Origin of the sequence: Ruegeria sp. HKCCA4008, from assembly GCF_013033125.1 — a bacterium.
GTDB lineage: Bacteria > Pseudomonadota > Alphaproteobacteria > Rhodobacterales > Rhodobacteraceae > Ruegeria.
Genome location: NZ_WQDM01000006.1, coordinates 211,201 through 238,111, shown reverse-complemented (window position 1 = coordinate 238,111; position 26,911 = coordinate 211,201). Strand labels below are relative to the sequence as shown.

The following is a 26,911-nucleotide window of genomic DNA, read 5'->3' as shown; positions in this document are numbered from 1 at the left end:
AGACGAGATTTGAGTGTAACTTATTGATTTTTTTATATTATTTATACCCAGTAATTCCTCTGCTAAGGGAGTAGGCGGGAAACCGTCTCGAGGGTTCGAATCCCTTCGTCTCCGCCATCCAACTTTCTTTAGCTTTCTGTCCGGGGAGATTCAGCCCGAAGATGGCTGGGCCCCAGATATCCTGTTTTGCATTGGATTCTGCGATTTCTCGAAAGATCGGAAAGCGGCGGCGGGGCTTGGTGTCCAGCGCGATCGAAGCCCTTTCTATACGGGACATTTCCAATGTGATGCTGAACAGGGCAAAAAGCCTGTCAGAATGACCGGTCACGATCCGGTAACGGCGTCGTGCGAATCGTTGTTTCTGTCGATCGGGAGAGCAACATGCCGCAACATATCATTCCGTCTGAACCCTGGCAGGACCTGGAAAAGCCCAATCGTGGATTGAACCGGGATCAGTATCATTCGAACACGCCGATTGGCGTCCGGGAGAGGGCGGCCGATGAACATAACGGCGAAGCAGACCTGTTTGCCGGGACTTGGCCCACGAGCTTTTCGAAGGGCTTGCGGCATGACGAAAACGGTATCGTCGACGCGCAGGTTTATACCGAATTTCTGGAAGAAATGGCTGACCCTACCTGCACCGACAATCATGGAAACAGGCTGACGCTGTTTGACACGCCAGCCTATTCCGGGCCCTTCCGCACAGCGCCATCAGAGGGTGGTGAATTTAGGTGGCGTGCGTGGGAAGGGCCAATCCTGGGTCATCGGTTGGGGTTCAATGGTTTGGACGCCGGCGGTTTGGGTATCGCTCCGGCGCCCAGGCTTGGGTCGGATGAATTGGCGGCAGAGATGGCCGAACTCTATGCGATGGCCTGTCTGCGGGATGTGCCCTTCGAAACCATTCGGGATGGTGCCGAGGGAACCGACAAGGTACTTGGCGCCCTTGGCCGGTTGGAGTGGTTCCGCAAAGACGGTTGGCCAAAGGATGCCAGCGGCGCCGAGATCGGGAAAGTACCGGCGGCGCGCCGGGTTCGAGATGGCGAAGGTCTGTCTTCCCGAACTTTGTTCCGCGGCTCGAGCCAAGGCTGTTCGGACGGGCCTTACGTGTCGCAGTTCCTTTTGCAGGGTTACGACCCGCTGACGTCAGACGTGGCGCATGTGCAAGGGCGGTGGTTGGCAAATACAACTGCGCCAAGGGCAATGCCGTTTGGTTCGTTTCGGGTTGACCAAAGAGTTGCACCACAGGCCGTTGGCGTGGACTATTTGCGGGACTGGGCCGAGTGGCTGGACGTTCAGAACGGCGCGGACGCGACCGGCGAACTAGCCTTTGAAGCCTGTGGCCCGAAGTTTATTGAAACACCTCGCGACCTTGCTACCTATGTGCATTTCGACTCGATCTATCAGGCTTTTTTCAATGCCTGCCTGCTGATGTTGGGCCGAGGGTATCAAGCAGATGATGGTCTGCCCGAAGTCTGGAATTCCCGTGCAGAGGATGGCGGGGCCCATTGGGGCGCGTCTCATGTACTGTCGATGCTGGCAGAAACTGCGACAAGGGCAATGCGGGCCGTGCGACGCCAGACCTTTCAGGTGCACAACCGCGCCCGCCCTGAAAAGCTGGGCAGCGTTGTAACCCTGGTGGCGAATGGTCATGGCGCGGTGCTTGGCGCAGCGGAACCGTTTGCCGCAGCCTATCTTGAGAAATTGGAAAGCGCCGCCTGCGAAGATTTCAGTCTTGTGGAAGCCATTGCCGCCGCGCCGGCCACCAAGCGGTTCGCGCACAACGCGGTTTCTCATAAAGGGCTGCCGCAAATCGATCGCAACCTGCTGTTGCCTGTTGCTTATCCCGAGGGCTCGCCAATGCAGCCGTCCTACGGGGCGGCGCATGGGGCAGTTGCCGGGGCGTGCGCGACGCTGCTCAAGGCGTTCTTCAGAACGCACGCGCTGGACGGGTCCCGGGTATCTTTGGCAGAGGCGGGTATGGAGCGCGTCTTTGTTCCGGCTCCGGGTGGCAGGACACTGGTTGAGTCCGTACGGCCAGAGGACAGCGCAGCGAAACTTACGCTGAATGGCGAGCTGAACAAGTTGGCTGCGAATATCGCGATCGGGCGCAATTTTGCAGGGGTACATTTCTACAGCGACTATTTCGACAGTATCCGAATGGGTGAACGCGTTGCAGTGGGCATTCTGGCCGAACAGATGGCGAATTTCCGGGGGGGCGCGAAAATGTCGCTTGAAACATTTGATGGAGATCGCCTCAACATCGTTGGCGGTCGTTCTTGCGGTAGCGAAATCCACATTGTGAACAGTACGCCCGAATTGTGGTGGACCCGTCATTTGCCCGAACAGGCGGGGTGGGCAGGATGAAGCTATCAGGCCCCATGACAGGTCGGTTTCCATGATGCTTCCTTGTTCGTCACCGGTGGCGATCGCCCCGTCGGAATTGAAAACCTACGGGCATCGACCTCTGACTTTCCATTCTAGTGTCTCTGAAGCCCAACGGTGTTCTTTGATGTCTGTATTCCAATCGCCGGGACTTGCTGATCAAGGCGTGAACGAAGCCACCCGGTCAGCGTGGAACTCAAGCATTCAGAACATATTCGACGTGCAGGGCGTCAGCCCGTTTCTGGTCATGGATCCGCGTGACATCGAGGCGGGCCAGCCTTCGAATGGGTTCAGATGGCGCGCCGATCCCCGGGAACCGCGGGACTGTCTGGGCGATGAGCTGGCGGCGCGCGTGTGTGACCAAGGCTGGTCCGGCAGGGTTGAGCTGCACAATGAATATCTTGAATACACGTTGGTAATGCGACCCGATGCCGGTGGCAGGCTGCGCCCGAAGCGATTTGTGGCCACTACCGAGTTTGTGGAGTGGTGGCAGTTCATGGCGGTGTTCGATCTCGATCACTTCCTGTCGGTGGTCGCATCGGTGACCGGGCGCTTCTACTCCTGCAAGGATCTGTTTGAAGTCTCACGGTCGGTATGGATGTCGATGGATGTGTCCGAGCGCGCGGCCCGCTTTCACAAAAGGCTGGTGGGTAGGGATCACGCGCATCCGCCGGAACATCCGTTGAATATCCAGCATGCCCTGTTTCTGGCCAAGGGCACGAACCGATTGACCGGTCTGATCCAGACCATACATTTTTCTTCCTTCCCATATCTCGTGAAGGACGGCGAGAGCAACCGGCGCGCCCGGCTTGAAGAAGTTCTTGATTTCGCGAACCGGCAGGATCTGTACTGCGGGCATGCAGGGATGCGCCAGGTGAGCGATACGCTTGAACTGGCCGCGGGGAACTGTGGCAAGTCACCTTCGGGTCGGGCGATGGCATTCTCTGATCCGCTTGGGCTGTATATTCAGGCATTCCATACATCACGACTGATTGTGGGTGCGGGCAGGGTGCCTCGGGGCTGGGTCCGGTTCAGGCGCGGTGCGCCGGGAATGCACATGCGCCTTGAATTCGGGCCTGCCGACGACGATCCCCGGTTTCTGGATGATATCACGCTGGGAACAGGCCCTTCGGCGCTCCCTGTCTCGGGCTATGCTCTGGCCAGCTTGATCGAGGTCGGACCGATGATCACAGTTGCCGCCAGGCCGCGCGTGATCACCCGTGTCGAATTTGTTGAAATTCCGCATGCTGATCCAGGGCGGGTTGTCCGCAGCCTGCCCGAGACCGAACGTTGCAGGCAGCTTTTGGAATTCGCGGACCGTTGCAAGGCAGAGACCAACGGCGACACGACAGGCTTTCGCAGACACGGATCCTGACCGGTGCTCAAACTGCTACGGCTTTGACCACCGGCAGGGGAATTTCAGGTGCGGTCATGTCAAAAACCGCAACCGGACGACCGAGGGCGCGACTTGCCGCTGTCAATACCGTCGTCAGCGATGGGTTCGGGCTGTCCCACGCCTGCACGTCGAACAACCGCGTCGGAGCAACAGGCCGGTCATTCTGCGCGCCGCGATAAAGCCGGAACAGACGGGCCTGTTCGGCATCCATGCCGTGATCCGTTACACCGTTGTGTTCAAGCATCACCATGTTGCGCCAGGACACCACCGCCTCGGATGCTGCGTGCCAGACGCCCCGCGCCAGATTTGCGGAAAGCGCCGACCCATAGGTCGGCCTGCCGCCATCCGCATCTGCGCAGACCGCGCGCAGCAGAAGGCCGATGCCCGGAACTTCGAGGACGTGAAGGCTCAGTTGCCGCAGTTGGATGTGCAGCCACTGCGTCAAATCATGGGGCAGGACCGTGTCCGGCGCCAGGTGGTCAAACCCCTGCGATCCAAGAGCGTGTTCCAAACACTCCAGCGCCGCCCACAGCGCGGCGGCTTCATGCGTCGGGCCAGCCGCGGCACCTTTCGAATTGACCTTTCCGTCACTGCCCGGAACACCCAGTGCAAGCGCGTCGTTTGGCATCACATGGGATGCGCCATCCGACGCAATCAGGCTTTCGCGGGTTGGTGGTGCTTCGGCACTGTATTGCAAGGCATAGCGCTCGATCGCTTCGAAGCCGGCCAGCCGCGCCGCCTCTTTTGGTGTGCGGCCGGTGCCGAAAGACACGCGATGGCCCATCCCGCCCTTGGGGGGCAGAGCTCCGTCGCGCAGCTCGATCAAGCGAAAAGCCGCGTGGATCGGCGCATTTTTGGGGAATTCGGCAAACGAGGGTTTGGAAATTAGCCGAGCAGTTTCAGCGCGTTCTATCAACGTGTCGGTCATTTTCATTTCCGGATAAGCATATTACCGGGTATACAAGTGGGCATTGTTGTTTGAGAAGGAGATTTTACGTGGCTCGTTTGGCAATCAACCCGAATTATTCGTTGAAAGACTTGGGGTGCGAAGTTCTGAATGCCGCGCGCGGCCGTGCGCTGGGGTCGCAAGATGATCAGGACGCGGCGGAACGCAAAATTCAAGAAATCCTTGCGGACAGTGGTAATCCAGAGGTCAGGTTTGTCTATGACACCAAGGATCTGGTTCATATCGTTGTTCCGGACCTGAGTGACAAAAAGCCGGATCCGAACCCCGATCACGAGTCATGGTGCTGCAAACTGGCCTATGAAGCGATGGGCGGTATCGTCATATTTGGATGCAGCGGTTAACGACAACCCCCGAACGTTTTTGAGGGCCGTTAGTGACTGAGGCAAAAACCAAGGTTTTTTTGACCGGACCGTTTCAGATTATCCGTGACGACGGTCAGGATGTGACGCCTCGGGGCACCAAAGCGAAAGCTCTTCTTGCTTTGGTGCTTCTGTCGAAAAACGCAATACGCAGCAGGGCTTGGTTGCAGGACAAGCTCTGGAGCGAGAGTTCGCCCGCACAAGGCGCGGCGTCGCTGCGCAAAGAGCTGAGTATTCTCAGCAAGCACTTTTCCAAGCACAAAATTGATATTCTTGAAATCACCCGTGAAACGGTGTCGGTCAATCTGGCAGCAGTCGAGGTTGATCTGTTTGACGAGCAGCTCAGTTCCGATCGGGCTGAATTGCTGGAAGGGTTGGACGTTGCCGACCCCGAGTTCGAGGCATGGCTGACGGTTGAACGGCAGGCCTATTGGGACATCGATACAGACTCAGACGGGCCGGTTCTGGCGGGCCGCGGTTTGCCGGTGCATTGGGGGCGTTTGCGTCCAGCGGTTGTGGTTGAGCCGTTTGAAGTTGTTGGGGAAACGCCGGATATCAGCATCGCTGCCTCCTCCATACGAGACGAACTCATGTTTCTTCTGGGCACAATGTCCGACGTGATCGAACTGCGTGACGCGCGCAGGCAGGAAAGCCCGGTTGAAGGTTATGTTCTCAGCGGCAGCGTGGTTGGCGCGGAAGGTCTGCGGGTGGCCGCTCAATTGACGTCAACCGCGGATCAGGTGTGCCTTTGGACACAGCGGTTCCGCTTTCGTGCGAAGGAAACATTCGACGCGGTCGAAGAAATCGCCATGAAGGTCGTCGAGGCGCTCCAACTGCGATTGCGCGACGGGTATTGGTCGGAAATCTGGTCAGGTCGTGCCACTTCGACCGAGGCCTGGTCTGCGTTCCAGAAAGCGCGCATATTGGAAAGTCAGGCAACGGAAGACGGGTTGCAGGATGCCATCCGTCAATACCGCGCCTGTCTCGAGTTTGACCCCGGATACCTGCCGGCACGTGTGGCGATCGGTTTCTGTCATTTGGACATGATCCGCCTGGGCATGGATGCAAACCCGGCCGAGACGCTGGCAATGGTAGAGGCCGAATGCAAACAGTTGCGCAACCTGAACCCGACTGACCCGTATTGCTCCGCCCTCCATGCTTTTACCCACAGTGTTGCAGGCAACACGTCAGAGGCTTGCAGCTTGATGCTTGCCGTCGTGGAACGTTTCAGCGGAAGTCCGGAATTGTTGGGATATTACGGCATCCTGTTGGTGTATGATGACCGGGCCGAAGAAGGCGTTTCGGTCTGCAAGAAAGCGTTGGCGTTGACGCCGCATCCGCCCATTTGGATCGAAGCAAATCTGGCAATCGCAATGATGATGACCGGGGACAAGGCCGCGTGGCAGCATGCCCATAACGTGTTGCGGGTCGACCCAGGACGCGTTCGTCCCCGCGTCGTGCTGTGCATGCTGTCCGCCGCCGCCGGGAACCATTCCCTGGCGCGTCGACATGCCCGGCAGATTCTGGAGTTGCAGCCGGGCTTTACGGCCGAACGCTGGGCCTGGCCCGGCTGTTTCAAGAACCGGCAACACTACGAAAAAGGCGTGCGGCTGTTGTCGGCGGCTGGTCTGTGACGGGTCGTCAGGTTTCTTCCAGCACCTTGCGGGCCACGCGAAAACACTCCAGCGCCTGAGGAACACCGCAATAAATCCCGACCACGTGGATGATGGCGCGGATTTCTTCCTTTGAAACCCCGTTGTTTATGGCGCCCCGGCAATGGATTTCCCATTCATGCATCTTGCCCAGCGCACCGATCATCGACAGGTTCATCATCGACCGGGTCTTGGCGTCGATCACGTCGTCGCCCCACCCAAACCCCCAGCACCAGGCCGTCATGGCTTCTTGAAACGGGCGGGTGAAGTCGTCGGCGGCAGCAAGGTTTTTTTCCACATACTCTGCGCCCAGCGTGTTCTTCCTTTGCTCCAGTCCTTTCAGAAACAGGTCTTCGTCGAAAATGTCGGCCATTGCGGGTCTCCGGTGTGTCAGTGTGTCAGGCGGTGTCTGTAAAGGTGATCGTAATGCGGTTTCATCCTGCGGTGCACCTGTTTCACCCGGTCTGGCGCGTCCGCGATGTCGATATGCGTGCGGGGCTGCGGGGCAAGCCCGGTCGATTTCGCCAGGTTGCCATGGAACGACCCGCCGTCCCACCAACTGAGGGCGGACGGATCACCGCCCGGTTCCCATGTCAGCGCCTCTTGGATGAATGGGATTCCCACCGCGTCACAGAAGGCCCGGGTCATGCCGTGTGGGTCTTCCAGCAGGTCATCGCTGTCAATGACCGGCGGCGGAGTTCCGTTCAACGCCGTCAACAGATCGAACAGCGCGCGCTGTTCGGGAAAGCCAACCTCGCCTTCGGCAAAGTCCGGCCATTGCTTGTACATCGAAGTGATGGTCTTGGCCGGGTCCCGGATCAGGAAGGCGTGGGTGAAATGCGACAGAAACTCGGCATCCCACATGTGGTTGATGTAATGCGGAAAATCCTTGAGGAAGACCGGCCCCTGTTTCGCCCGCTGCTGAATGTCCAGCCACACGCTGTCCAGTGTCAGGCCCGGCGTTGTCACATCACCCGGTTGGAACCGATGCCAAAGCGGGTCTTCACCCTGATACCACGCCTCGCCAAAGGGCTCGTGCAGGCAGTCGAGATCACCGCGTTGCCGCATCATCCACTCGAACGCGGTTGACGTGGATCTGGGCACGGCCCAGAGCGCGAGGATTTTGTGCATGGTCATGGCCTCTCGAACAACTCAAGACGTTTCAGCAATTGCCCGTGCGGTTTGTCGGGTGCGATACCGAGGGATTTGAAGATGCGCCAGTAAAGCGCGATGTCGTGGCCGATCACCGGTTTGCCCAGCGCGTTTTCTAGCGTATCGGCCAGATGCAGCGGGCGCTGGGGCAAGCCACCGGGTCCGGTGCGGAAATTGCACATGCCATTGATCAGGATCGCTTCGGCCCGAGGTGCCTTGTCGGCCACATATTCAAAGCTTTTCAGCGCCAGATCGCCGTCAAAGACCCAGCGACAGGAATTGACGTCTTCCTGACTGTCGAACCAGCCCTGATCGTGGAAATTCCCGGCCCAGACCACATCAAACCCGGCTTCTGTCAAGAAACTGACCGTGCCCTGCCACCATTCCGGCCAATGATAGGCGGCGTTCAGGGCAACCTTTTCGACATTCAGGTCACGCAATGCCTCGACCATGGCATATCCTGCCATGTGAAAGCGGGTTTCATATTTGTCTGACAGGTCTTCGCAGTGTTGCCGAACGCCTTCCACGCCCAGCCCGCTGGCATGGACCCAGTTCGAACCGACCTGACCGCAGACATCCACACCGTTGCGGGACATGCAGTGCACGAAGTCTTCGAGCATGCCAAAGTTCTGTTTCCGCTGATCCAACCCGTGCACATAATCTGGCACATGCAGCATCCACCCGTGAACGCCCACCGTTTCGGGGCACATGCGCAGGAAATCCGAGGGCGCGGCGTCAAAATCGAACGGCGGGCAGGTGAACCCGACCTGATGAGGGAACAGTTTGTGTTCCGGGCGCCAGACTTCAGGCATCAGCATCAGCGTGCTACCTCGGCCACTAATCCACAGCCTCGCGCATCCATTGCTGAAGCTGCGCGATGGAATGTTCCGACATCACCCCGCAACCCGGATCCAGAACAAGCGGTCCCGGGCGATAGCCCCGCGACTTGAGCCCGCGATGAACGGATTCCACGAGGCGGATGTCTTCCTCGACCGTCGTTTCGCGGTCCTGGACCGCCAGTCGCCGGATGACCGCACTGTCCGAGCCTCCCTCGGTGTACCAGCCGCGCCAGACGGTGCAGTGATCGGCATCAACCGCGCGCCAGTGATAGGTGTTCAGCACATTGCCGGGGTAACACTGGAACGAGAACATCGGCCACAGGAACCACGATTGGTAATCGCCCGCGTGCGGTACCGACAGGTCGATGGGGTAGGTCATCTTGTCGAGGCTCTGGCACTCCGTCGTGTGACGCAGGACGTAGCCGCCGCCCGCGTCCGGCTGAATGTCATAGGTCTCGGGCTTGACCACACCTTCGGCAAAGGTCGGGTGGTTGGTCGGGCAATGGTAGCATTCCGAGTAGTTCTCGATACTGACCTTCCAGTTGCAGTTTTCGGGGATCTCGACCCATTCCAGCGGTTCCAGATCGTCGATATGCGGAACGAATGCGCGGATTTCCTCGCGCACGCCGGGGTACCATTCATCCATCGGCGCGGCGTCGTCATCGAGGTTGACGAAAATGAAACCGTTGAACACTTCGGTGCGCACCGAGGTCAGGCAGATCGCGCTGCGGTCGAACCCGGGGACGGATTTGATGTTCGGTCCGGCGCGCAATTGGCCGGACAGCTCATAAGTCCAGGCGTGGTAGGGGCAGACGACGACACGCGTGTTGCCTGCGCCGGTGACCATTTCATGGGCGCGGTGCTGGCAGACGTTATAGAAGGTGCGGATTTCGCCGTCGCGGCCGCGAATGCAGAACAGATTCTGGCCGGCGATCTCAAACGCAAAGTAATCCCCCGTTTCCCGGACCTGCGCGACATGGCCCGCAAACTGCCACGTTCGGGCCAGAAGCCCCTGCATTTCCTGCTCGAAAATAGCAGGATCGATATAGTATCGCGCGTCCAGTGAGTGGGTCAGGGGTGCGTTCATTCGGGCTCCTCCGCGTAGAGGCCAAGTTGGTGTCTGCGTTGGTGAAACCGTTCCACCCGCTCGACGATCTCATCGCTGGACACGGTGATCACGAAGGACAGCAGCGTTTCCAGCAAGGCAATCGTCGAAACGGATGACGGAAAGAATTGCGGCGTGTCGGCGGCGACGACAAAACCGTGATGGGCGTTCAGGATCACCGGGCTGGCCGGGCTGTCGGAAATACCGATGACGGTCAGACCCTGTTGCCGTGCCAGCTTGATCGCCTCGATAACCTCGGTGCGATAGGGGTGGCAGGTGATCGCGATCAGCACGTCCTGTTCATCGGCCCAGGCCAGGTCATCCACCGGGGTCGAGCCGGGGCGGGGAATCGCGTGGAACTGCTTCATCCCGGTTGACGCAAGATAGGTGAAATTGCGCGCGTTCGAGTTGTTGACGCCGACGCCCAGCGTGAAGATCTGGCGGCAATTCCAGATATCCTCGGCAGCGGCTTTCAGAGTTGCGGCATCGATCCCGGCAAAGGTTTCTTCGATATTGCGGATCGCCGCACCCACCATATCGGCATAAAGCCCACCCAGTTCCCCTGACTTGCCAATGTCCTGCAACCAGCGCGCGCGGTCTGGAAACGACACGTTGCCCCGTCGAATCGCTTCGCGGAAGGGGGCCCGGAAATCTTCATACCCTTCGAAGCCCACCTGCCGGGCCATGCGCACGAAGGTATTGGGTTTGACCTTGGCCGCCTCGGCAATCTCGCGCACGGTTGAAACCCCAACATCCGTTGGGTTTTCCAGCACGTACCGAGCGGCTTTCTGCGCCTCGGGGGTAAGGGCGTCCCACTCCTGGCTCAGGCGGTCCAGAACGATTGATGATACATTTGTGTCATTCATGATTGACGATGGTACATTTGTGGAATTAGCCTGTCGAGCAGAAACGCGACTCGGGAAGAGGAAAAATCATGTCCGAGAAGAATCTGCCGTCACACGCCCGCGTGGTCATCGTGGGCGGAGGTGTCATGGGGGTCGGTCTGGCCTATCATCTGGCGCATGAAGGGTGGGGCGCTGACACCGTCCTGCTGGAAAAGGCCGAGCTGACCAGCGGCAGCACCTGGCATGCAGCAGGGCAGATCACGCATTCGACGTCCAGCTTTGGGTTGGGAAAATGCGTGGATTACAACATTGGCCTGTACTCTGGTCAGTTGGAGGCCGAAACCGGCCAGCCCGTCACATGGCATGGCTGCGGTTCGTTCCGTCTGGCCTATACCGAGGATGAGATGGACTGGCTGCGCCACACCTTGTCGGTTGGTCGGTCTCTGGGCTTCAATATCGAGCTTGTCGGCCCCGAAAAGGTGGCTGAACTGCATCCGTTCTACAATCTCGAAGGCGTTCTGGGCGCGCTGCATACGCCGGATGACGGGCATGTGGACCCGACCAATGTGACCATGGCCATGGCCGCTGGAGCACGGCAAAAAGGCGTTCGCATCTTTCGCAGCTGCCGCGCCACCAATATCACGCAGGCTGAGAATGGCGAATGGGTGGTTGAGACCGAACAAGGCACAATCACCTGCGAGCATGTGGTGAATGCAGGCGGCACCTATGCAAGGCAAATGGGCGAGTGGTCGGGGCTGCAACTGCCGATGACCTCGATGACGCACCATTACTTCGTGACCGAACCGGTGCCTGAATTCCAGAACCTGGACACCGAACTGCCGGTGATCCGTGATGACCGCAAGGTCTCGGGCTATATCCGGATGGAGCAGCAGCGCGGTCTGATCGGGATTTACGAAAAAGAGAACCCGAACTCGGTCTGGCATGATCACTGCCCATGGGAATACGAAAACTGGTTGTTCGACGCGGATTACGACCGGGTGATGCCGTGGCTTGAGGAAAGCCTGAACCGGATGCCGATCTTTGCCGAACTGGGCATTCAGCGCGACGTGCACGGGGCGATCTCGCACCCGCCGGATGGCAACCCTCTGATCGGACCAGCGCCGGGGGTTCGGAATTATTGGTGCTGCTGCGGGACGCAGATCGGCATCGGCTGGGGGCCGGGTCTGACCCGCGAACTGGCGCGGTGGATGGTGCATGGCGCGGCTGATATCTCGATGCGCGAATTCGATCCGCGCCGGTTCGGCAGCTATGCGACCAAGGATTGGCAGGTGATCAAGGCCGAGGAAGATTACTGCTTGCGCCATGAAATCCCCTTTCCGCATTTCAACCGTTTGGAGGGGCGACCCATCAAGCCGTCGCCGCTGTATGAACTGCTGAAATCCAAGGGTGCGGTGCATGAAGAGGTCTATGGTTTTGAGCGCCCCCGCTGGTTCGCGCGGGACGGTGTGGAGCAGCGCGACCACTATTCCTTCCGCCGCACCCCCGCTGACGACATGGTCGCGGCTGAGGTCAAGGCGGTGCGCGAAAGCGTCGGCATCATGGACGTCACCGCCTTCACCAAGGTCGAGGTTTCGGGGCCGGGGGCCTATGCCCTGCTTGACCGGTTGACCGCCAACCGGATGCCGCAAAAGGTAGGCTCGATCACGCTGACCCACATGCTGAACAGGCGTGGCCGGATCGAGTTGGAGACGACTATCGTGCGTATGGCCGAGGACCGCTTTTATCTGGTCTGCGCCGCATTCTTCGAACAGCGCTTGCTGGATCATCTGGCGCAGCAGCGCGCGGATGAGGATGTGCAGATCACCGCTCTGTCCTCTGACTGGTCTGCCCTGGCCCTGAACGGCCCCCGCTCGCGCGACGTGCTGGCGCGCTGCACCGATGCCGATCTGACCAATGCCGGGTTCCGCTGGCTTTCCGCGCAGGAAGTCACCATCGCGGGCCATAAAGTCTGGGCCTTCCGCATGTCCTATGCCGGAGAGCTGGGCTGGGAACTGCACATGCCGAACGCTGCATGCCTCGACGTCTACAACGCGCTTTGGGCGGCAGGTGAGGCGCATGGCATCACCGACTACGGCAGCTTTGCCATGAACGTGATGCGAATGGAGAAGGGCTTCAAAGGCGCGGGCGAGTTGACCAACGAGGTCACTCTGGCCGAGGCCGACGTGCTGCGTTTTGCGCGCACCGACAAGGATTATCTGGGCAAGGACAAGGCGCTCAACACCGATCTGCCCTGGATCTGTGCCTATCTTTCAATTGAACCGGATGGAGAGATTGATGGGCATGGCGGAGAGGCGGTGCTGCTGGACGGGCGCGTCGTCGGGTCCACGGCGTCGGTCGCTTATGGCCACACCGTCGGCAAGATTTTGGCCTTTGCATACCTCAAACCCGAAGCGGCCAAGGCCGGGACACAGCTGGAGGTCGTGATCCATGGCCAACCCCGTGCCGCCCGTGTTCTGGACAAACCTGCCTACGACCCCGACAGTTTGCTGCCTCGCAGTGACGCCATACTGGAGACCGCTTGATGAACCTGCCCGATACGATGAGAGCCATGGTCACGATGGGCCATGGTGGTCTGGAACAGATGGTGATGCAGGAAGGCTGGCCGCGCCCCGAACCCGCGGCCGGTGAAGTTCTGATCAGGGTCGCAGCCTGCGGCCTGAACAATACCGACGTCAATACGCGGTCCGGCTGGTATTCCAAGACCGTCACGGATGCGACCACCGGTGGCGCATTCGAGGAAGTCGGTGAAGAAGACCCGACATGGGGGGGTAACCCGATCACCTTCCCGCGCATTCAGGGCGCAGATGTCTGCGGCCGTATCGTGGCCGTTGGCGAGGGCGTGGACAGCGCTCGTATAGGCGAGCGTGTCATCACGGATGGCTGGCTGCGAGATCCGGCTGATCCCGGCAACATGAACAAGACAGGGTATTTCGGTTCGGAACGCGATGGCGGGTTCGCCGAATACACCACGACTCTGGCGGTCAATGCGGTGCCGATCACTTCGGACCTGTCGGATGCCGAACTGGCCACGTTTTCCTGTTCTTACTCCACCGCCGAAGGGATGTTGTCCCGTGCCAACGTGACGGAAAAAGACACCGTTCTTGTGCCCGGTGCCTCTGGCGGGGTGGGTGGTGCTTTGGTTCAATTGGCCAAACGCCGTGGCGCGCGTGTGATTGCAATGGCATCCGAATCCAAACACGCCGACGTCGCCGATCTTGGCCCTGATGTGATATTGCCCCGCACACCTGAAGATCTGCGGTCGGCGCTGGGCGACGAGAAGATCACCGTGGTCGCCGATGTGGTAGGTGGCCCTTACTGGCCGAACCTGATCGACGTACTGGAGCGCGGCGGGCGCTACACCTGTTCGGGGGCCATTGCAGGTCCGATGGTCGAACTTGACCTGCGGACGTTCTATCTGCGCGATCTGACCTTCACCGGTTCGACCGTGATCGGACCCGAGGTCATGAAGAACCTCGTGGCATATATCGAAGCCGGCGAAATCAAGCCGGCTCTGGCCGCAACCTATCCTTTGGAGGAGTTGCGGGAAGCGCAAGCGGCGTTCATCGCCAAACAGCATACCGGCAATATCGTGGTGGTGCCATGACGCTGGATGATGTTCTCGAGGCGGCCCGCCAATTGCATCAGGCGCATCCTGACCTTGCCGCGTTTGCATCATGGCCGGACGATCTGACACCGACGGGTTTGCAGCCTGCTCACATTCCGGCGACCGATCTGGTGGGCGATTTTGGCCTTGATGGCGTGGCGCCAACCCGTGATCTGGTCGCGGCGATCAAGGCCAGCGCGCATCTGGCGCAATGGAAACACACATATACCGAAGAGGAAGTCGGTGCGGATTTCCTGAATCGGTACGGGTATTACGAACTGTTCGGACCGACCGGGCATTTCCACTCGACCCAATTGCGCGGCTACGTGGGATATTGGGGCGCGGGTCTGGATTATGACTGGCACAGCCATCAGGCGGAAGAGCTGTATCTGACCCTTGCCGGCGGAGCGGTTTTTCGCAGCGACGAGGGCGAAACCTTCGTCGGCCCGAACCAGACACGACAGCACAAAAGCTGGCAAAGCCACGCCATGATAACGACGGACCAATCGATCCTGACCTTTGTCCTGTGGCGAGGCGAAGGGATGGGCGACCTGCCCAGAATGGACGCCGCATGAAAATCACCCGCATCCGAATTTACCAGACCGGGCTTCCCTATGTCGGCGGAACCTATGCCTGGGGTGCGGGAAACGCGATTGAAACGGCCATCGCATCGGTGGTGGTAATCGACACTGACGCGGGTTTGCGGGGCTGCGGTGAGTTCACGCCCTGTGGCGAAAACTACATGGTGGCCCATTCCGAAGGTGTGGCTGCGCTGGCGCGTCTTGTCGCCGGCAAGCTGCTGGGCGAGGATCCGCGTCAGGTGGGGCGGATCGAGCACTTGATGGACCATCTGGTACAGGGGCATGGCTATGCCAAGGCTCCGTTCGATGCGGCATGCTGGGATATCCTGGGTCAGGCGTGTGATCAGCCGGTCTGGATGCTGTTGGGCGGCAAGCTGACGGATGGCGCGCCAATGTACCGGGTCGCTCCGCAGAAAGCGGTCGAGGAAACCGTGGCCGAGATGGACCGGTACCGGGAACAGGGTTATCGGCAGTTTCAGATCAAAGTGGGCAGCGACTGGGCCAGTGAAATTGACCGGATCCGCACCACTGTGCCGTTGCTGAAACCCGGCGAGAAAGCCATGGCCGATGCCAACCAGGGCTGGCGCGTGGACGATGCGATCCGCGTTGCACGCGAGACCCGGGATCTGGATTTCATTCTCGAACAACCTTGCCGCACGTATGAGGAATGCCAGCAAGTGCGCCGGATTGCCGAGCAGCCATTGAAGTTGGATGAATGCGTGACCGGGATCCATATGGCCCAGCGTATCGTCGCAGACCGGGGGGCAGAGATTTGTTGTCTCAAGATCTCGAACCTTGGCGGCATCAGCAAAGCCCGGCGGGTACGGGATTACCTGATCGACAACCGCATCCCTGTGGTCAGCGAAGACACCTGGGGAGGAGAGATCACGTCTTCGGTTGTCGCCCATTTCGCGGCGTCGACCCCGCCTGAATACCTGCAAAACACCACGGACCTGATGAACTACAACACGCGATCTACGGGCGTCGGCGGTCCTGTCGTGAAAGACGGAAAGCTATATGCAACCAATATGCCGGGATTGGGTGTAACCCCCGATTTTGAAAGCCTCGGCGCACCCGTGGCGGAGTATGCTCTATGAAGATTGAAACCATTACCGTTTTTCAGGTCGATTTGCCGCTCGAGCATCCCTATTGGCTTTCCGGGGGGCGGCTGAAGTTTGAAACGCTTGATGCGACGCTGGTCAGGCTCGAAACCGATACCGGTCTGGTTGGCTGGGGCGAGGGCACGCCCTGGGGGCACACCTATGTACCCGCGCACGGGCCGGGCATCCGGGCCGGGATCGAAACGATGGCCCCTTTCATCCTGGGCCTTGATCCGCGTCGCGTGCTGGACGTGGAGCGGGCCATGGATCTTGCCTTGCCCGGGCATCTCTATGCCAAAAGCCCCATAGATATGGCCTGCTGGGATATTGCCGGTCAGGCGGCGGGCTTGCCTATTGCCGATCTGATGGGCGGCGGATCGCGGACACCGCGCCCGATCGCGTCCTCGGTCGGGGCAAAAACCGTCGAAGAAACACGCGAGGTCATGGAGCGGTATCGCAAGCGCGGCTATGTCGCGCATTCGGTGAAGATCGGCGGTGATGTCGAGCGGGACATTGCCCGAGTGCGGGATGTGGAAAGCATCCGGCAGCCCGGAGAGATTGTTCTTTATGATGTCAACCGTGGCTGGACGCGCCAGCAGGCCTTGCGGGTGATGAGCACCTGCGAAGACCTGAACGTGATGTTCGAGCAACCCTGCGAAACACTGGATGATATCGCGGCGATCTCGGGGCTTCATGCGTCCCCTGTGTCTGTGGACGAGTCCCTTGTGACCTTGCAGGATGCCGTCCGGATTGCCCGCGATGGTCTGGCCCAGATATTCGGGATCAAGCTGAATCGCGTGGGTGGCCTGACCAAGGCCGCGCGGATGCGCGATATCGCGCTGGCCCATGGGATAGACATGTTCGTGATGGCCACCGGCGGAACGGTTCTGGCCGATACCGAAGCGCTGCATCTGGCCGCCACGATCCCGGATGACCGTTGCCACGCGGTTTGGGCCTGTCAGGACATGATCACGGTTGATGTTGCAGGTGGTCGAGGGCCCCGCAACGTCGATGGCCATCTGCATCTGCCCGAAGCGCCGGGGCTGGGCGTGCATCCGGACGAAGCCGCATTGGGTGATCCAGTAGGAGAATATGCTTGAGAATTGACAAGATAACACTCTGGTCCGTCGATCTAACCAGCCATGAAACCTATCACATGGCCGACGGCAAGACCTGCGCGACCGTGACGTCTCATATCCTGCGCCTTGAGACGGATACAGGTCTGACAGGTTGGGGCGAGGTCTGCCCGATCCCGCATTATCTGCCCGCCTATGCAAATGGAGTACCGGGGGCCATCGCTGAAATGGGTCCCGAGATTCTCGGGATTTCGCCAATTGGGGTCGACGCACCGATGCGAAAGCTGGACGGGTTTCTGCAAGGCCACAGCTATGTGAAATCGATCGTCGACATTGCACTGTGGGATCTGTTCGGCCGCGCGGCGCGGGTGCCGGTTTACGCGTTGCTGGGCGGGCGGACACGGGCGGAGATGCCGCTTTATCATTCGATCACATGTATCGCGCCGGACGAAATGGCGCGCATGGCCAAGGCAGCCTTCCAGACGGGCATTCGGCAATTCCAGGTGAAGCTGGGTGTCGAGGGTGATTGGCAAGCCGATGCCGAGCGGCTGATCAAAGTGCGCGAAGCCGTGGGAACCGGACCACTTGTGTATGGCGACTGGAACTGCGGCGCATCGCGCCTTCAGGCAACGCGAACCGGGCGCGCGGTGGCACATCTGGATGTGATGCTGGAACAGCCCTGCAAGACGCTGGAAGACTGCGCCGCTGTTCGTCAGTCGACGGGTCTGCCCATGAAGATCGACGAAAACGCCTTTGATCTTGCATCGCTGATGCGGGCGCATGAGTTGGGATGCATGGACGCGGTGGCGCTGAAACTGTCGAAATTCGGCGGTCTTTCGGCTATGCGCCGTGCACGCGATCTGACCGTGCAGCTGGGTGCCGAGATTTGCGCGGAATGCACCTGGGGATCGGATATCGTAACGGCGGCCTCGCTGCATTTTGCGGCTTCGACCCCGCATGGATCGCTGATGAACACTTGCGACTTGTCCTCTTACGTTGCTCCGCGCCTGTGTCCTGACGCACCAAACCGTGAAAACGGCCGGATTGCACCGCCCGAAGGTCCGGGTTTAGGTGTGACACCTGACCTCGAAATTCTTGGCGCCCCGATTTTGGAGATTGATTGAGATGCTGAAGATCCAGACACAGTCCGAGTGGATAGCACGCGCAAAAGAGGTTCTGCCAGCTGGCGGTTTCGGCAACTTCGATCCGGGCATCATAATCGCCCGTGGCGAGGGCAGCCATGTCTGGGACGAGGACGGGAAGGAATATATCGACTATCTGATCGGGTCCGGCCCGATGCTGCTGGGCCATGGCCACCCCGAAGTGATGGAAGCGGTGCTGGAGCAACTGCCCAAAGGCATGACCTTCTTCGCCAACAACAGCAAGGGCATCGAACTGGCCGAGGCCATCATCGAAGCCGTCCCCTGTTGCGAGCAGGTGCGTTTCGTGGCCTCTGGGGGCGAGGCAGACATGTACGCCATGAGGCTGGCGCGCGCCTATACCGGGCGCGACAAGATCCTCAAGTTCGAAGGGGGATATCACGGAATGAGCGCCGAGGCGCAGATGAGCCTGGCCCCCAGCCGCCGGGTCAATTTCCCGCAGGCCGTTCCCGACAGTGCCGGTATCCCCCAAAGCGTGGCCGAGCAGATGCTGATCGCGCCTTTCAATGATCTTGACGCGGTGGCGGCGCTGCTGGACGAACATGATGACGTCGCTGCGATCATGGTCGAACCCTTGCAGCGGATCATCCCGCCCGAGCCGGGGTTTTTGCAGGGCTTGCGAACCTTGTGCGACAAATTTGGTGTGCTGCTGATTTTTGATGAGATCGTCACCGGGTTCCGTCTGGCTTACGGCGGCGCACAAGAGCGATATGGCGTGACCCCGGATATCTGTACGCTTGGCAAGATCACCGGTGGTGGCTTCCCTCTGGCTGCACTGGGTGCCAGCACCGAGATCATGAAGCATTTCGACAAATCGAAAGTCGGAGAACAGGGCTGGCTGATGCAGTTGGGCACTTTGTCCGGCAACCCCATAGCCTCAGCGGCGGGGCTGAAGACGATGGAGGTTTTGCGGCGCGACGGCACCTATGAACACCTGCGCGCGATTGGGAGGCAGTTGCAGCAGATGCAATCGGACGCTTTGAATGAGGCGGGCATCGCCCATCGAATCTGCGGTGACGAGACCTTGTTCGACATTTATTTCACCAAGGCCGAATGTCGCGATTTTCGCAGCGCAAACCATGATGATCCGCAGCGCAATGCCACTTACAATGCAACCTTGCGGGCGCATGGGGTCTTCAAGGCTCCGGGCAAACTGTACCCGTCGCTGGCGGTTACCGAAGCGGATCTGGATCAGACCAGAGAGGCCGTTCGTCACGCCGTCGAAGCGATTTCCTGAACGCGGGTCTGGCACAACGCAATCTGGCACAACGTAAACGGGTCGCTGTTGAACTCAACAGCGACCCGCTACCTTTGGAAGCCGGGGGTCAGCCTCGCCCCCTCGAATACTGATTAAAACACCGGCAATCTGAAAACTTTTCGATACTTTCGAGACTGACCCGACTTCCTCTTCGGTATGTCACAGTAATGCCTGATCGCGCCGCTTGCTACAGTGATCAAGTTCACACTAAACAAATTTATTTTGAATTTTTCCAATCGAATAGATCAGGTCCCGCCTGTTCAAGCAGTTCAGCCGCCATCGCGCGGGCTATCTCAGGCCCATCCTCGACGGGGCCGGTCATATCCCTGCTGGCGGTTTCCGTTCCGTCCGGGCGCAGCACTTCGCCCCGCAACCTTAGGGTGTCGCCGTCAAGTTCGGCAAGGCCGGCGATCGGGGTTTCGCAGGACCCGTCCAGCGCGGCCAGCAATGTGCGTTCAGCCGCCAGACGCCATCCCGTTTCCGTGTGATGAATCGCGTCCAGCATTTCGGCCGCGCGCATGTCATCGCTGCGCCGTTCGATGCCGATGGTGCCCTGCGCGATCGCCGGCAGCATGTCGTCAGGGGAAATGGCGCTGGCCGGAACCTCATCCATTCCCAAACGGCGAATGCCTGCCATTGCCAGAAACGTGCAATCGGCAACCCCGTCTTCAAGCTTTTTCAGCCGTGTCTGCACGTTTCCGCGAAACTCGACCACTTTCAGATCCGGCCTCCGGTTCAGCAGCTGCGCCCGCCGCCGCAAGGACGAGGTGCCCACAACGGCGCCTTCGGGCAGATCGTGAATCGAGCCCAGTCGCGGAGATATGAAGGCGTCGCGCACATCCTCGCGCGGCAGGAACGTATCCAGGACCAGCCCTTCGGGTTGTTCAACGGGCATGTCCTTTGTTGAATGCACGGCAATGTCGATCTCGGCGCGCAGCATCGCCTCTTCGATTTCCTTGGTGAACAGGCCCTTGTTGCCGATTTCCTTCAGTGGTCGATCCGCCTCGATCATGGCGCGATTGTCACCGGTCGTCTTGATCACCACGATTTCGAACGCATCCTGTGGCAGATCGAAGGCATCGCTCAGACGTTGGCGCGTTTCATAGGCCTGAGCCAGAGCCAGCGGCGAGCCACGAGTGCCGATTCTGAGGGGCGATGCGGGGGTGGGCAGGGTCAAAGTCATGTGCACAGCTTTAGTCGCGTCACATTGCCCTGACAATGGGGGCTGAGCTTGACAAATTGCCGCCGAAGGACGACCCGTTGCCAAAACCTGAATGCTGGGGACAAAAATGGCCGAGACAAAAAAGCTGCTGCGGGCGCTGGCGGGCGAAGTACAGGATGTGCCGCCGATCTGGATGATGCGTCAGGCGGGTCGGTATTTGCCGGAATACCGGGCCACACGTGCTCAGGCCGGGGATTTCCTGTCACTGTGCTACAATCCTGAACTGGCAGCAGAAGTTACCTTGCAGCCAATTCGGCGATATGGGTTCGATGCGGCGATCCTGTTTGCCGACATCCTTCTGGTGCCACAGGCGCTGGGGGCTGATCTTTGGTTCGTGACAGGTGAAGGCCCGCGTTTGTCCACCATCACGCAGCAGGCCGAGTTTGATGCGTTGAAGCCTGTTGACGCGATTCACGAGACATTGTCACCGGTTTACGAGACGGTGCGCATTCTTTCGCGGGAATTGCCGTCGGAAACCACCTTGATCGGATTCGCAGGCGCGCCGTGGACTGTTGCCACGTACATGATTGCAGGGCGCGGCACGCCGGATCAGGGTCCCGCGCATGCGCTGCGCGAAGGTGATACCGCTTTGTTCGAGGCGCTGTTGGACCGCATCACCGCGGCAACGATTGAATATCTGTCCGCTCAGATCGACGCCGGTGCCGAGGTGGTCAAGATATTTGACAGTTGGGCGGGGTCTTTGAATGGCGAAGCTTTCCGCAAATACGCGGTCGAGCCGTGCCGGGTGATCACGCAGGCCATCAAGGAACGTCACCCCGGTATCCCCGTGATTGGATTTCCGCGGGAAGCAGGCGACGGGTATGTCGGGTTTGCAAGGTCGACCGGCGTGGATTGCGTGGCGCTGGACAATTCCGTGTCGCCCGAATGGGCGGCTGAGAACGTGCAGATTGATGGCTGTGTACAAGGCAATCTGGCGTCGTCTCACATGGTTACCGGCGGGCAGGCGCTGGTGGATGAGACCCGGCGCATCGTCGAGGCGTTTTCCAAGGGGCCGCATATTTTCAACCTCGGCCACGGGATCACTCCGGATGCCGACCCGGACAACGTTCAGCTGATGATCGACACGGTGCGCGGCGGATAGAGCGCGTGGGAGGGGGCCAGCCCCCTCTTGGCCGCTGGCCAATTCACCCCCGGGATATTTTTGGCCAGATGAAGAGTGCGTCAGGTGCTTTCCGGGGCTTGGAGTTCGTTCAGGATCTCGGCGGTGTGTTGTCCGCGCGCCGGGCTGGGCTTTGGTTGCCACTGGTGTGTGGAAAAGCGTGGGGCGGCGGCGGCCTGTAGGGTGCCGTCGGTCTGGCGCCAGGATTGACGGGCCGCATTCATCGGGTGGGCTGTGGCCTCGTCGGGGTTGAGTACCGGTGCGACGCAGGCGTCTGACCCGTCGAACAGTTTGGCCCAGTCGTCGCGCGGTCTGGACGCGAAGATTTCGACGAGGCGCCGGGTCAGGTCGGGCCAGAGCTTGCGGGTGTACTGTTGTTGGAACACCGGGTCCTGGGACAGGCCCAGGATTTCGAGAAATCGGGCGTAGAATTTTGGTTCGAGGCATTGGACCGAAACAAATCCGCCGTCCGCGCAGGTGTAGGTTCGGCTCCAATGCGGGCCGTCCAGCAGGCTTTGGCCGCGGGTTTCAGACAGGTTTCCGGTTTGGCGCATGGTCATCAGAAGGTTCATCATATGGGCCGAGCCGTCGTAGATGGCGGCGTCGACCACGGTGCCTTTCCCGGTTCTTTGTGCGTTGATCAAACCTGCCAGGATGCCCGCGACAAGGTACATGGCGCCTCCGCCGATATCGCCGACCAGGGTTGCAGGGGTTTGAGGCGGCTGATCCGGGAGAGAGGCGTACCAGAGCGCACCGGACAAGGCGATGTAGTTCAGGTCATGCCCAGCCATTTCGGCCAGCGGACCATCCTGCCCCCAGCCTGTCATGCGGCCATATATCAGTTTTGGGTTGCGGGTCAGGCAAATATCCGGGCCAAGTCCCAGCTTCTCCATCACGCCGGGGCGAAAGCCTTCGATCAGTGCGTCCGCCGTGTCAATCAGGCGGCGGGCGGTCGCCAGATCTTTGGGATCCTTCAGATCCAGCGCAATCGATCGTTTGCCGCGGTCCAGAAGCGAGCGGTCCGGCATGCCCGGTGTTACTGCCTGGCCTTTGCGGTGGATCGTGATGACGTCGGCGCCCAGATCAGCTAGCTGCATGGCGGCAAACGGGCCGGGGCCCAGCCCTTCGATTTCGACTATGCGTATTCCATTAAGCATCGGCGCCCTCCGTTGTGGCAGAGTTTGCGGGTGGGTTGACGGATTGCAAGTTGGAATTGAGCATGGTTCTGACAACCATTACAGAATGCGCAGCACGTTGTGCGAAATTGACCTGTTACAGGCTGGTTCCGCGCGATAGGGTCTCGGTCGGAACGGGGAACGGATATGACGACCATTTTGTCCATCAATAATCTTCGCAAGTCTTACGCGGATGGGTTCGAGGCGCTGAAAGGTGTGTCTCTGGATATTGAAGAGGGTGAGATACTTGCGCTTCTGGGACCAAATGGCGCCGGAAAGACAACCCTGATTTCGACGATTTGTGGAATAACGACTCCGACCTCGGGGGTGGTCACGGTTGGCGGGCATGACACACAGTCCGATTATCGCGCAGCGCGCAGGATGATAGGGCTTGTGCCGCAAGAGATCGCGTTGGAACCGTTTGAAAAGGTCTGGAACACGGTCCGGTTGTCGCGTGGGCTGTTCGGGCTTGGCAAAGACAGCGCGCGGATCGAAGAGATTTTGCGCAAGCTGTCCCTGTGGGACAAGCGCAACAACGCGATCAAGGAATTGTCCGGCGGCATGAAGCGGAGGGTGCTGATCGCCAAGGCCCTGGCCCATGAACCCCGTGTGCTTTTTCTGGACGAGCCGACTGCCGGAGTGGATGTCGAGTTGCGCAAGGACATGTGGGAGCTTGTGGCGGAACTGAAACGGGACGGTGTCACCATCATTCTGACCACCCATTACATTGAAGAAGCAGAAGCGATTGCGGATCGTGTCGGCGTCATCGACAAGGGTGAGCTTTTGCTGGTGCAGGACAAAGACACACTCATGTCGCAGATGGGAAAAAAGCAGATCGAAGTCATGCTGACCGAACGCATCGACCGAATTCCCGATAGTCTGGTCAGCCACAATCTGGCCCTCAACGGCGCAGGTGATTGTCTGATCTATACCTACGATACCAATGCGGATCGTACCGGCATAACGACCTTGCTGAATGACGTGTCCGAGGCCGGGTTGGTGTTGCGCGACGTACAGACCAGGCAATCAAGCCTGGAAGAGATTTTTGTCAATCTGGTATCGGGAGAGGCCGCATGAACTGGACCGCGATCGCTGCCATCTACCGGTTCGAAATGACCCGTTTCTTTCGAACTCTGGCACAGAGTTTTCTGTCGCCGGTTCTGTCGACGTCGCTTTATTTCGTGGTGTTTGGCACCGCCATCGGCAGCCGTATTCAAGAGGTCGAGGGCGTTTCATACGGTGCATTCATCGTGCCGGGGCTGATCATGTTGTCGGTGGTGATGCTGTCGATTTCGAACGCGTCGTTCGGAATTTACTTCCCCAAGTTTCTGGGCACCATCTACGAGCTGTTGTCCGCTCCGGTCAATTTCATCGAGATCGTGATCGGATATGTCGGTGCCGCCGCAACCAAGGCGTTGTTCGTGGGGTTGGTGATTTTGGTCACCGCGACGTTTTTCGTCGATATTCGGATCGAGCATCCATTCGCCATGGCCGCGTTTCTGATCCTATCCTGTCTCAGCTTTTCGTTGCTGGGATTTATCATCGGCATCTGGGCCAGCAACTTCGAGCAGATGTCGCTGGTGCCGCAGTTGGTGGTGACGCCACTGATCTTTCTGGGGGGCACGTTTTATTCGATCTCGATGCTGCCCCCATTGTGGCAGACCATCACGCTGTTCAATCCCGTGGTCTATCTGATTTCGGGTTTCCGCTGGTCCTTTTACGGGCTGGCAGATGTGCCGATCGTTTTCAGCCTTCTTGCCATTGTCGCTTTTACGGCTCTGTGCCTGGCGGTTATCGGCTGGATATTCAAAACCGGCTGGCGCATTCGCAGCTGACCCTCGCCAAGGCGTTGCATTTTTGCCCATCGGGTGTGTGAATTTGGTTCACGTCGCGTTTAACGCCGGCAGAGTCCCTTGTTTACGGGTTGGGGGCACTCTACATCGGCACCCATGAAGCTCAGCCTGCCGTTCGTAAAAAAGCACCCTTGCGTGGCCGTTGTCCGTTTGTCCGGTTCCATTGGAATGGCCGGTCGCGGGTCCTTGAACGATACCACCCTGGCCCCGGTTCTCGACAAGGCGTTTCGAAAGGGTAAACCTGCGGCTGTCGCGCTCGAGATCAACTCTCCGGGCGGGTCGCCTGTACAAAGCTCTTTGATTGGCGCCCGAATTCGGCGCTTGTCGGAAGAGCTGGACGTGCCCGTGATCGGGTTTGTCGAAGATGTTGCGGCATCCGGAGGGTATTGGCTGGCGGCCGCCGCGGATGAGATCTGGGCCGACGACAGTTCGGTTCTTGGCTCGATCGGAGTCATTTCGGCAGGTTTTGGCGCGCATGTCTTCCTGGCGCGGCAGGGGTTCGAGCGGCGCGTCCATACAGCGGGCAAATCGAAATCGATGCTGGATCCCTTTTCGCCGGAAAAGAAAGAGGATGTGGCGCGCTTGCAAAAGCTGCTGGGCGACATCCACGAAAACTTCATCGCGCATGTCAAAGCCCGCCGGGGTGACAAGCTGGATCACAGTGCCGATCTGTTCACGGGTGAAGTCTGGCTGGCGCGTCGCGCGCATGAACTGGGATTGATCGACGGTATCGCCCATCTAAAACCCAAAATGCAGGAACGCTTTGGCGACAAGGTCAAGTTCCGCCGTTATGGCGTTCGAAAACCGATCTGGTCGCGGTTCGGGGCCAACCTTGCACAGGATGCCATTGCCGGATTAGAGGAGCGTGCGGCCTACGCGCGTTTTGGTTTGTGACGTGATCATCAAGGCTGTCACACTTTTTCTGATCGGCATGGGTGTCCTGGCGATGTTCGGTAAACTGCGCTTTCCGGGGCAGAAGAAACTGAGTTCCGCCAAGTGTCCGCGCTGCGGACGGTTTCGCATAGGCAAAGGCCCTTGTGCCTGCGAAAAAGGAGGTCGGACTTGATCACCACTTGGCTGCTGTCTGGTCTTGGGCTGTTGATCCTGCTGCTTGCAGGCGATGCGCTTGTGCGCGGTGCTGTGAACCTGAGCCTGCGCCTGGGTGTGCCGGCGTTGATCGTCAGCCTGACGATTGTGGCCTTCGGCACGTCTGCGCCCGAGTTGCTGATCGCCATCAGCGCAGTGAAAGAGAACGCGCCCGGTATTGCGCTGGGCAACGTTGTCGGATCGAACACGGCCAACATCCTGTTGGTTCTTGGACTGCCCGCATTGCTGGCAACGCTTCACACAAGTGAATGTGACAGCCGCAGGAATTACGTCTTCATGCTGATGGCGACGGTTCTGTTCATCGGGCTGGCTTTTTGCGGAACATTCACATTCTTCAGCGGTCTGATCCTGCTGGCGGCGTTGAGTCTTGTCCTGATGACTGCCTTTCGTGAGGCGAAAGCACATCGCAAGGCCTGTGGTGAGGCTTGCGCGGATGACGACGAGCTTGAAGGCTTGGAGGAAGCCGACCCTGACATGCCCTACTGGAAGGTATCGATTTACCTGATCCTGGGGTTGGTGGGGCTTCCGATGGGCGCTCATTTGCTGGTCGACAACGCGACCGTCATCGCCAGAACCTATGGGGTCAGCGAAACGGTCATCGGCCTGACCCTGATCGCGGTTGGAACCTCTTTGCCCGAACTGGCGACGACGCTTATGGCGGCATTGCGCAGACAGGCCGATGTCGCGCTGGGCAACGTGATCGGTTCGAACATGTTCAACCTTCTGGCCATCATCGGGATCGCAACCTGGTTCGGCCGCATTCCGGTCGATCCGGAATTCCTTAGGTTCGATCTGTGGGTCATGCTGGGCGCATCGCTGCTGCTGGTTCCGTTTGTATTCCTCAAACGCGACATCTCGCGCGTCTGGGGGTTGGTGTTGACTTTCCTTTATGTGCTTTATGTCATCGTACTGCTGGTGTGATCTGACCAAACGAGGT

General features: G+C 59.4%; 24 protein-coding genes. 16 read left to right on the top strand and 8 right to left on the bottom strand.

Translation table 11 applies throughout. The annotated features are described in order from the left end of the window. Positions 1–381 precede the first annotated feature (381 nt). Both GOW60_RS14895 and GOW60_RS14890 read left to right on the top strand, forming a co-directional pair. Positions 382–2,364: a hypothetical protein gene (locus GOW60_RS14895; protein ID WP_171229874.1), complete on the top strand. Its 1,983-nt coding sequence runs from the start codon at positions 382–384 to the stop codon at positions 2,362–2,364. A gap of 145 nt (positions 2,365–2,509) precedes the next feature. Then, complete coding sequence (locus GOW60_RS14890) at positions 2,510–3,757, top strand: hypothetical protein (RefSeq protein ID WP_171229873.1); 1,248 nt, start codon at positions 2,510–2,512, stop codon at positions 3,755–3,757. 7 nt (positions 3,758–3,764) lie between these two features. Here the strand turns inward: GOW60_RS14890 and GOW60_RS14885 are convergent, their stop codons facing one another. Beyond that, positions 3,765–4,706, bottom strand: coding sequence for a YcaO-like family protein (locus GOW60_RS14885; protein WP_171229872.1), 942 nt, complete (start codon positions 4,704–4,706; stop codon positions 3,765–3,767). A 68-nt stretch (positions 4,707–4,774) separates the two neighbouring features. On the opposite strand from GOW60_RS14885, the gene GOW60_RS14880 reads away from it, so the two are divergent. Continuing rightward, on the top strand, positions 4,775–5,086 hold the full coding sequence (locus tag GOW60_RS14880; protein WP_152456717.1) for a hypothetical protein: 312 nt from the start codon (positions 4,775–4,777) through the stop codon (positions 5,084–5,086). 32 nt (positions 5,087–5,118) lie between these two features. Continuing rightward, entirely contained in the window at positions 5,119–6,738 is a 1,620-nt protein-coding gene (locus tag GOW60_RS14875) for a hypothetical protein (RefSeq protein WP_171229871.1), read from the top strand. A 7-nt stretch (positions 6,739–6,745) separates the two neighbouring features. Here the strand turns inward: GOW60_RS14875 and GOW60_RS14870 are convergent, their stop codons facing one another. Genes GOW60_RS14870 through GOW60_RS14850 form a run of 5 tightly spaced genes read right to left on the bottom strand, consistent with a single transcriptional unit; the run spans position 6,746 to position 10,718 of the window. Then, positions 6,746–7,129 (bottom strand): carboxymuconolactone decarboxylase family protein, encoded by a 384-nt coding sequence (locus GOW60_RS14870; protein ID WP_152456719.1) that lies wholly within the window; start codon positions 7,127–7,129, stop codon positions 6,746–6,748. A gap of 17 nt (positions 7,130–7,146) precedes the next feature. After that, on the bottom strand, positions 7,147–7,887 hold the full coding sequence (locus GOW60_RS14865; RefSeq protein WP_171229870.1) for a sulfotransferase family protein: 741 nt from the start codon (positions 7,885–7,887) through the stop codon (positions 7,147–7,149). A gap of 2 nt (positions 7,888–7,889) precedes the next feature. Continuing rightward, the gene (locus GOW60_RS14860; RefSeq protein ID WP_171229869.1) at positions 7,890–8,726 is read right to left on the bottom strand and encodes a hypothetical protein; all 837 of its coding nucleotides are present in this window, start codon (positions 8,724–8,726) and stop codon (positions 7,890–7,892) included. A 19-nt stretch (positions 8,727–8,745) separates the two neighbouring features. Beyond that, positions 8,746–9,834: an aromatic ring-hydroxylating dioxygenase subunit alpha gene (locus GOW60_RS14855; RefSeq protein WP_171229868.1), complete on the bottom strand. Its 1,089-nt coding sequence runs from the start codon at positions 9,832–9,834 to the stop codon at positions 8,746–8,748. Then, on the bottom strand, positions 9,831–10,718 hold the full coding sequence (locus tag GOW60_RS14850) for a MurR/RpiR family transcriptional regulator (RefSeq protein ID WP_171229867.1): 888 nt from the start codon (positions 10,716–10,718) through the stop codon (positions 9,831–9,833). Before GOW60_RS14850 ends, GOW60_RS14855 begins: the two co-directional genes overlap by 4 nt. Before the next feature lie 68 nt (positions 10,719–10,786). Here GOW60_RS14850 and GOW60_RS14845 point away from each other — a divergent pair, with 68 nt between their 5' ends. From GOW60_RS14845 to GOW60_RS14815, 7 genes are read left to right on the top strand one after another with little or no spacing between them, the layout of a single operon-like run. Then, on the top strand, positions 10,787–13,240 hold the full coding sequence (locus GOW60_RS14845) for an FAD-dependent oxidoreductase (protein WP_171229866.1): 2,454 nt from the start codon (positions 10,787–10,789) through the stop codon (positions 13,238–13,240). Next, positions 13,240–14,322, top strand: a complete 1,083-nt coding sequence (locus GOW60_RS14840; protein WP_254443969.1) for an alcohol dehydrogenase family protein — start codon at positions 13,240–13,242, stop codon at positions 14,320–14,322. The genes GOW60_RS14845 and GOW60_RS14840 overlap by 1 nt, the downstream gene beginning before the upstream one ends. Beyond that, entirely contained in the window at positions 14,319–14,897 is a 579-nt protein-coding gene (locus GOW60_RS14835; RefSeq protein WP_171229865.1) for a dimethylsulfonioproprionate lyase family protein, read from the top strand. Before GOW60_RS14840 ends, GOW60_RS14835 begins: the two co-directional genes overlap by 4 nt. Then, positions 14,894–16,000 carry a mandelate racemase/muconate lactonizing enzyme family protein gene (locus GOW60_RS14830; RefSeq protein WP_171229864.1) on the top strand — a complete coding sequence of 369 codons (1,107 nt, stop codon included), beginning with the start codon at positions 14,894–14,896 and terminating at the stop codon, positions 15,998–16,000. Before GOW60_RS14835 ends, GOW60_RS14830 begins: the two co-directional genes overlap by 4 nt. Further along, positions 15,997–17,103 (top strand): mandelate racemase/muconate lactonizing enzyme family protein, encoded by a 1,107-nt coding sequence (locus GOW60_RS14825; protein ID WP_171229863.1) that lies wholly within the window; start codon positions 15,997–15,999, stop codon positions 17,101–17,103. The genes GOW60_RS14830 and GOW60_RS14825 overlap by 4 nt, the downstream gene beginning before the upstream one ends. Next, positions 17,100–18,203, top strand: coding sequence for a mandelate racemase/muconate lactonizing enzyme family protein (locus GOW60_RS14820; protein WP_171229862.1), 1,104 nt, complete (start codon positions 17,100–17,102; stop codon positions 18,201–18,203). Before GOW60_RS14825 ends, GOW60_RS14820 begins: the two co-directional genes overlap by 4 nt. Position 18,204: 1 nt before the next feature. Then, a complete protein-coding gene (locus GOW60_RS14815) occupies positions 18,205–19,476 on the top strand; it encodes an aspartate aminotransferase family protein (protein WP_171229861.1) in 1,272 nt (423 codons plus the stop codon). A 238-nt stretch (positions 19,477–19,714) separates the two neighbouring features. Here GOW60_RS14815 and hemC read toward each other — a convergent pair whose 3' ends face one another. Further along, positions 19,715–20,680 (bottom strand): hydroxymethylbilane synthase, encoded by a 966-nt coding sequence (gene hemC, locus GOW60_RS14810; RefSeq protein WP_171229860.1) that lies wholly within the window; start codon positions 20,678–20,680, stop codon positions 19,715–19,717. A 106-nt stretch (positions 20,681–20,786) separates the two neighbouring features. Between hemC and hemE the strand changes: the two genes are divergently transcribed. After that, positions 20,787–21,821, top strand: coding sequence for a uroporphyrinogen decarboxylase (hemE, locus tag GOW60_RS14805; RefSeq protein ID WP_171229859.1), 1,035 nt, complete (start codon positions 20,787–20,789; stop codon positions 21,819–21,821). 80 nt (positions 21,822–21,901) lie between these two features. Here hemE and GOW60_RS14800 read toward each other — a convergent pair whose 3' ends face one another. Beyond that, complete coding sequence (locus GOW60_RS14800) at positions 21,902–22,996, bottom strand: CaiB/BaiF CoA-transferase family protein (RefSeq protein WP_171229858.1); 1,095 nt, start codon at positions 22,994–22,996, stop codon at positions 21,902–21,904. Positions 22,997–23,161: 165 nt separating this feature from the next. Between GOW60_RS14800 and GOW60_RS14795 the strand changes: the two genes are divergently transcribed. The 4 genes from GOW60_RS14795 to GOW60_RS14780 all read left to right on the top strand — a co-directional run bounded on the left by GOW60_RS14795 (position 23,162) and on the right by GOW60_RS14780 (position 26,895). Then, the gene (locus tag GOW60_RS14795; RefSeq protein WP_171229857.1) at positions 23,162–24,091 is read left to right on the top strand and encodes an ABC transporter ATP-binding protein; all 930 of its coding nucleotides are present in this window, start codon (positions 23,162–23,164) and stop codon (positions 24,089–24,091) included. Beyond that, positions 24,088–24,849: an ABC transporter permease gene (locus GOW60_RS14790; protein ID WP_171119787.1), complete on the top strand. Its 762-nt coding sequence runs from the start codon at positions 24,088–24,090 to the stop codon at positions 24,847–24,849. Before GOW60_RS14795 ends, GOW60_RS14790 begins: the two co-directional genes overlap by 4 nt. Before the next feature lie 114 nt (positions 24,850–24,963). Continuing rightward, positions 24,964–25,761: a S49 family peptidase gene (locus GOW60_RS14785; protein ID WP_171229856.1), complete on the top strand. Its 798-nt coding sequence runs from the start codon at positions 24,964–24,966 to the stop codon at positions 25,759–25,761. Positions 25,762–25,932: 171 nt separating this feature from the next. Continuing rightward, on the top strand, positions 25,933–26,895 hold the full coding sequence (locus GOW60_RS14780; protein ID WP_171229892.1) for a calcium/sodium antiporter: 963 nt from the start codon (positions 25,933–25,935) through the stop codon (positions 26,893–26,895). Positions 26,896–26,911 lie beyond the last annotated feature (16 nt).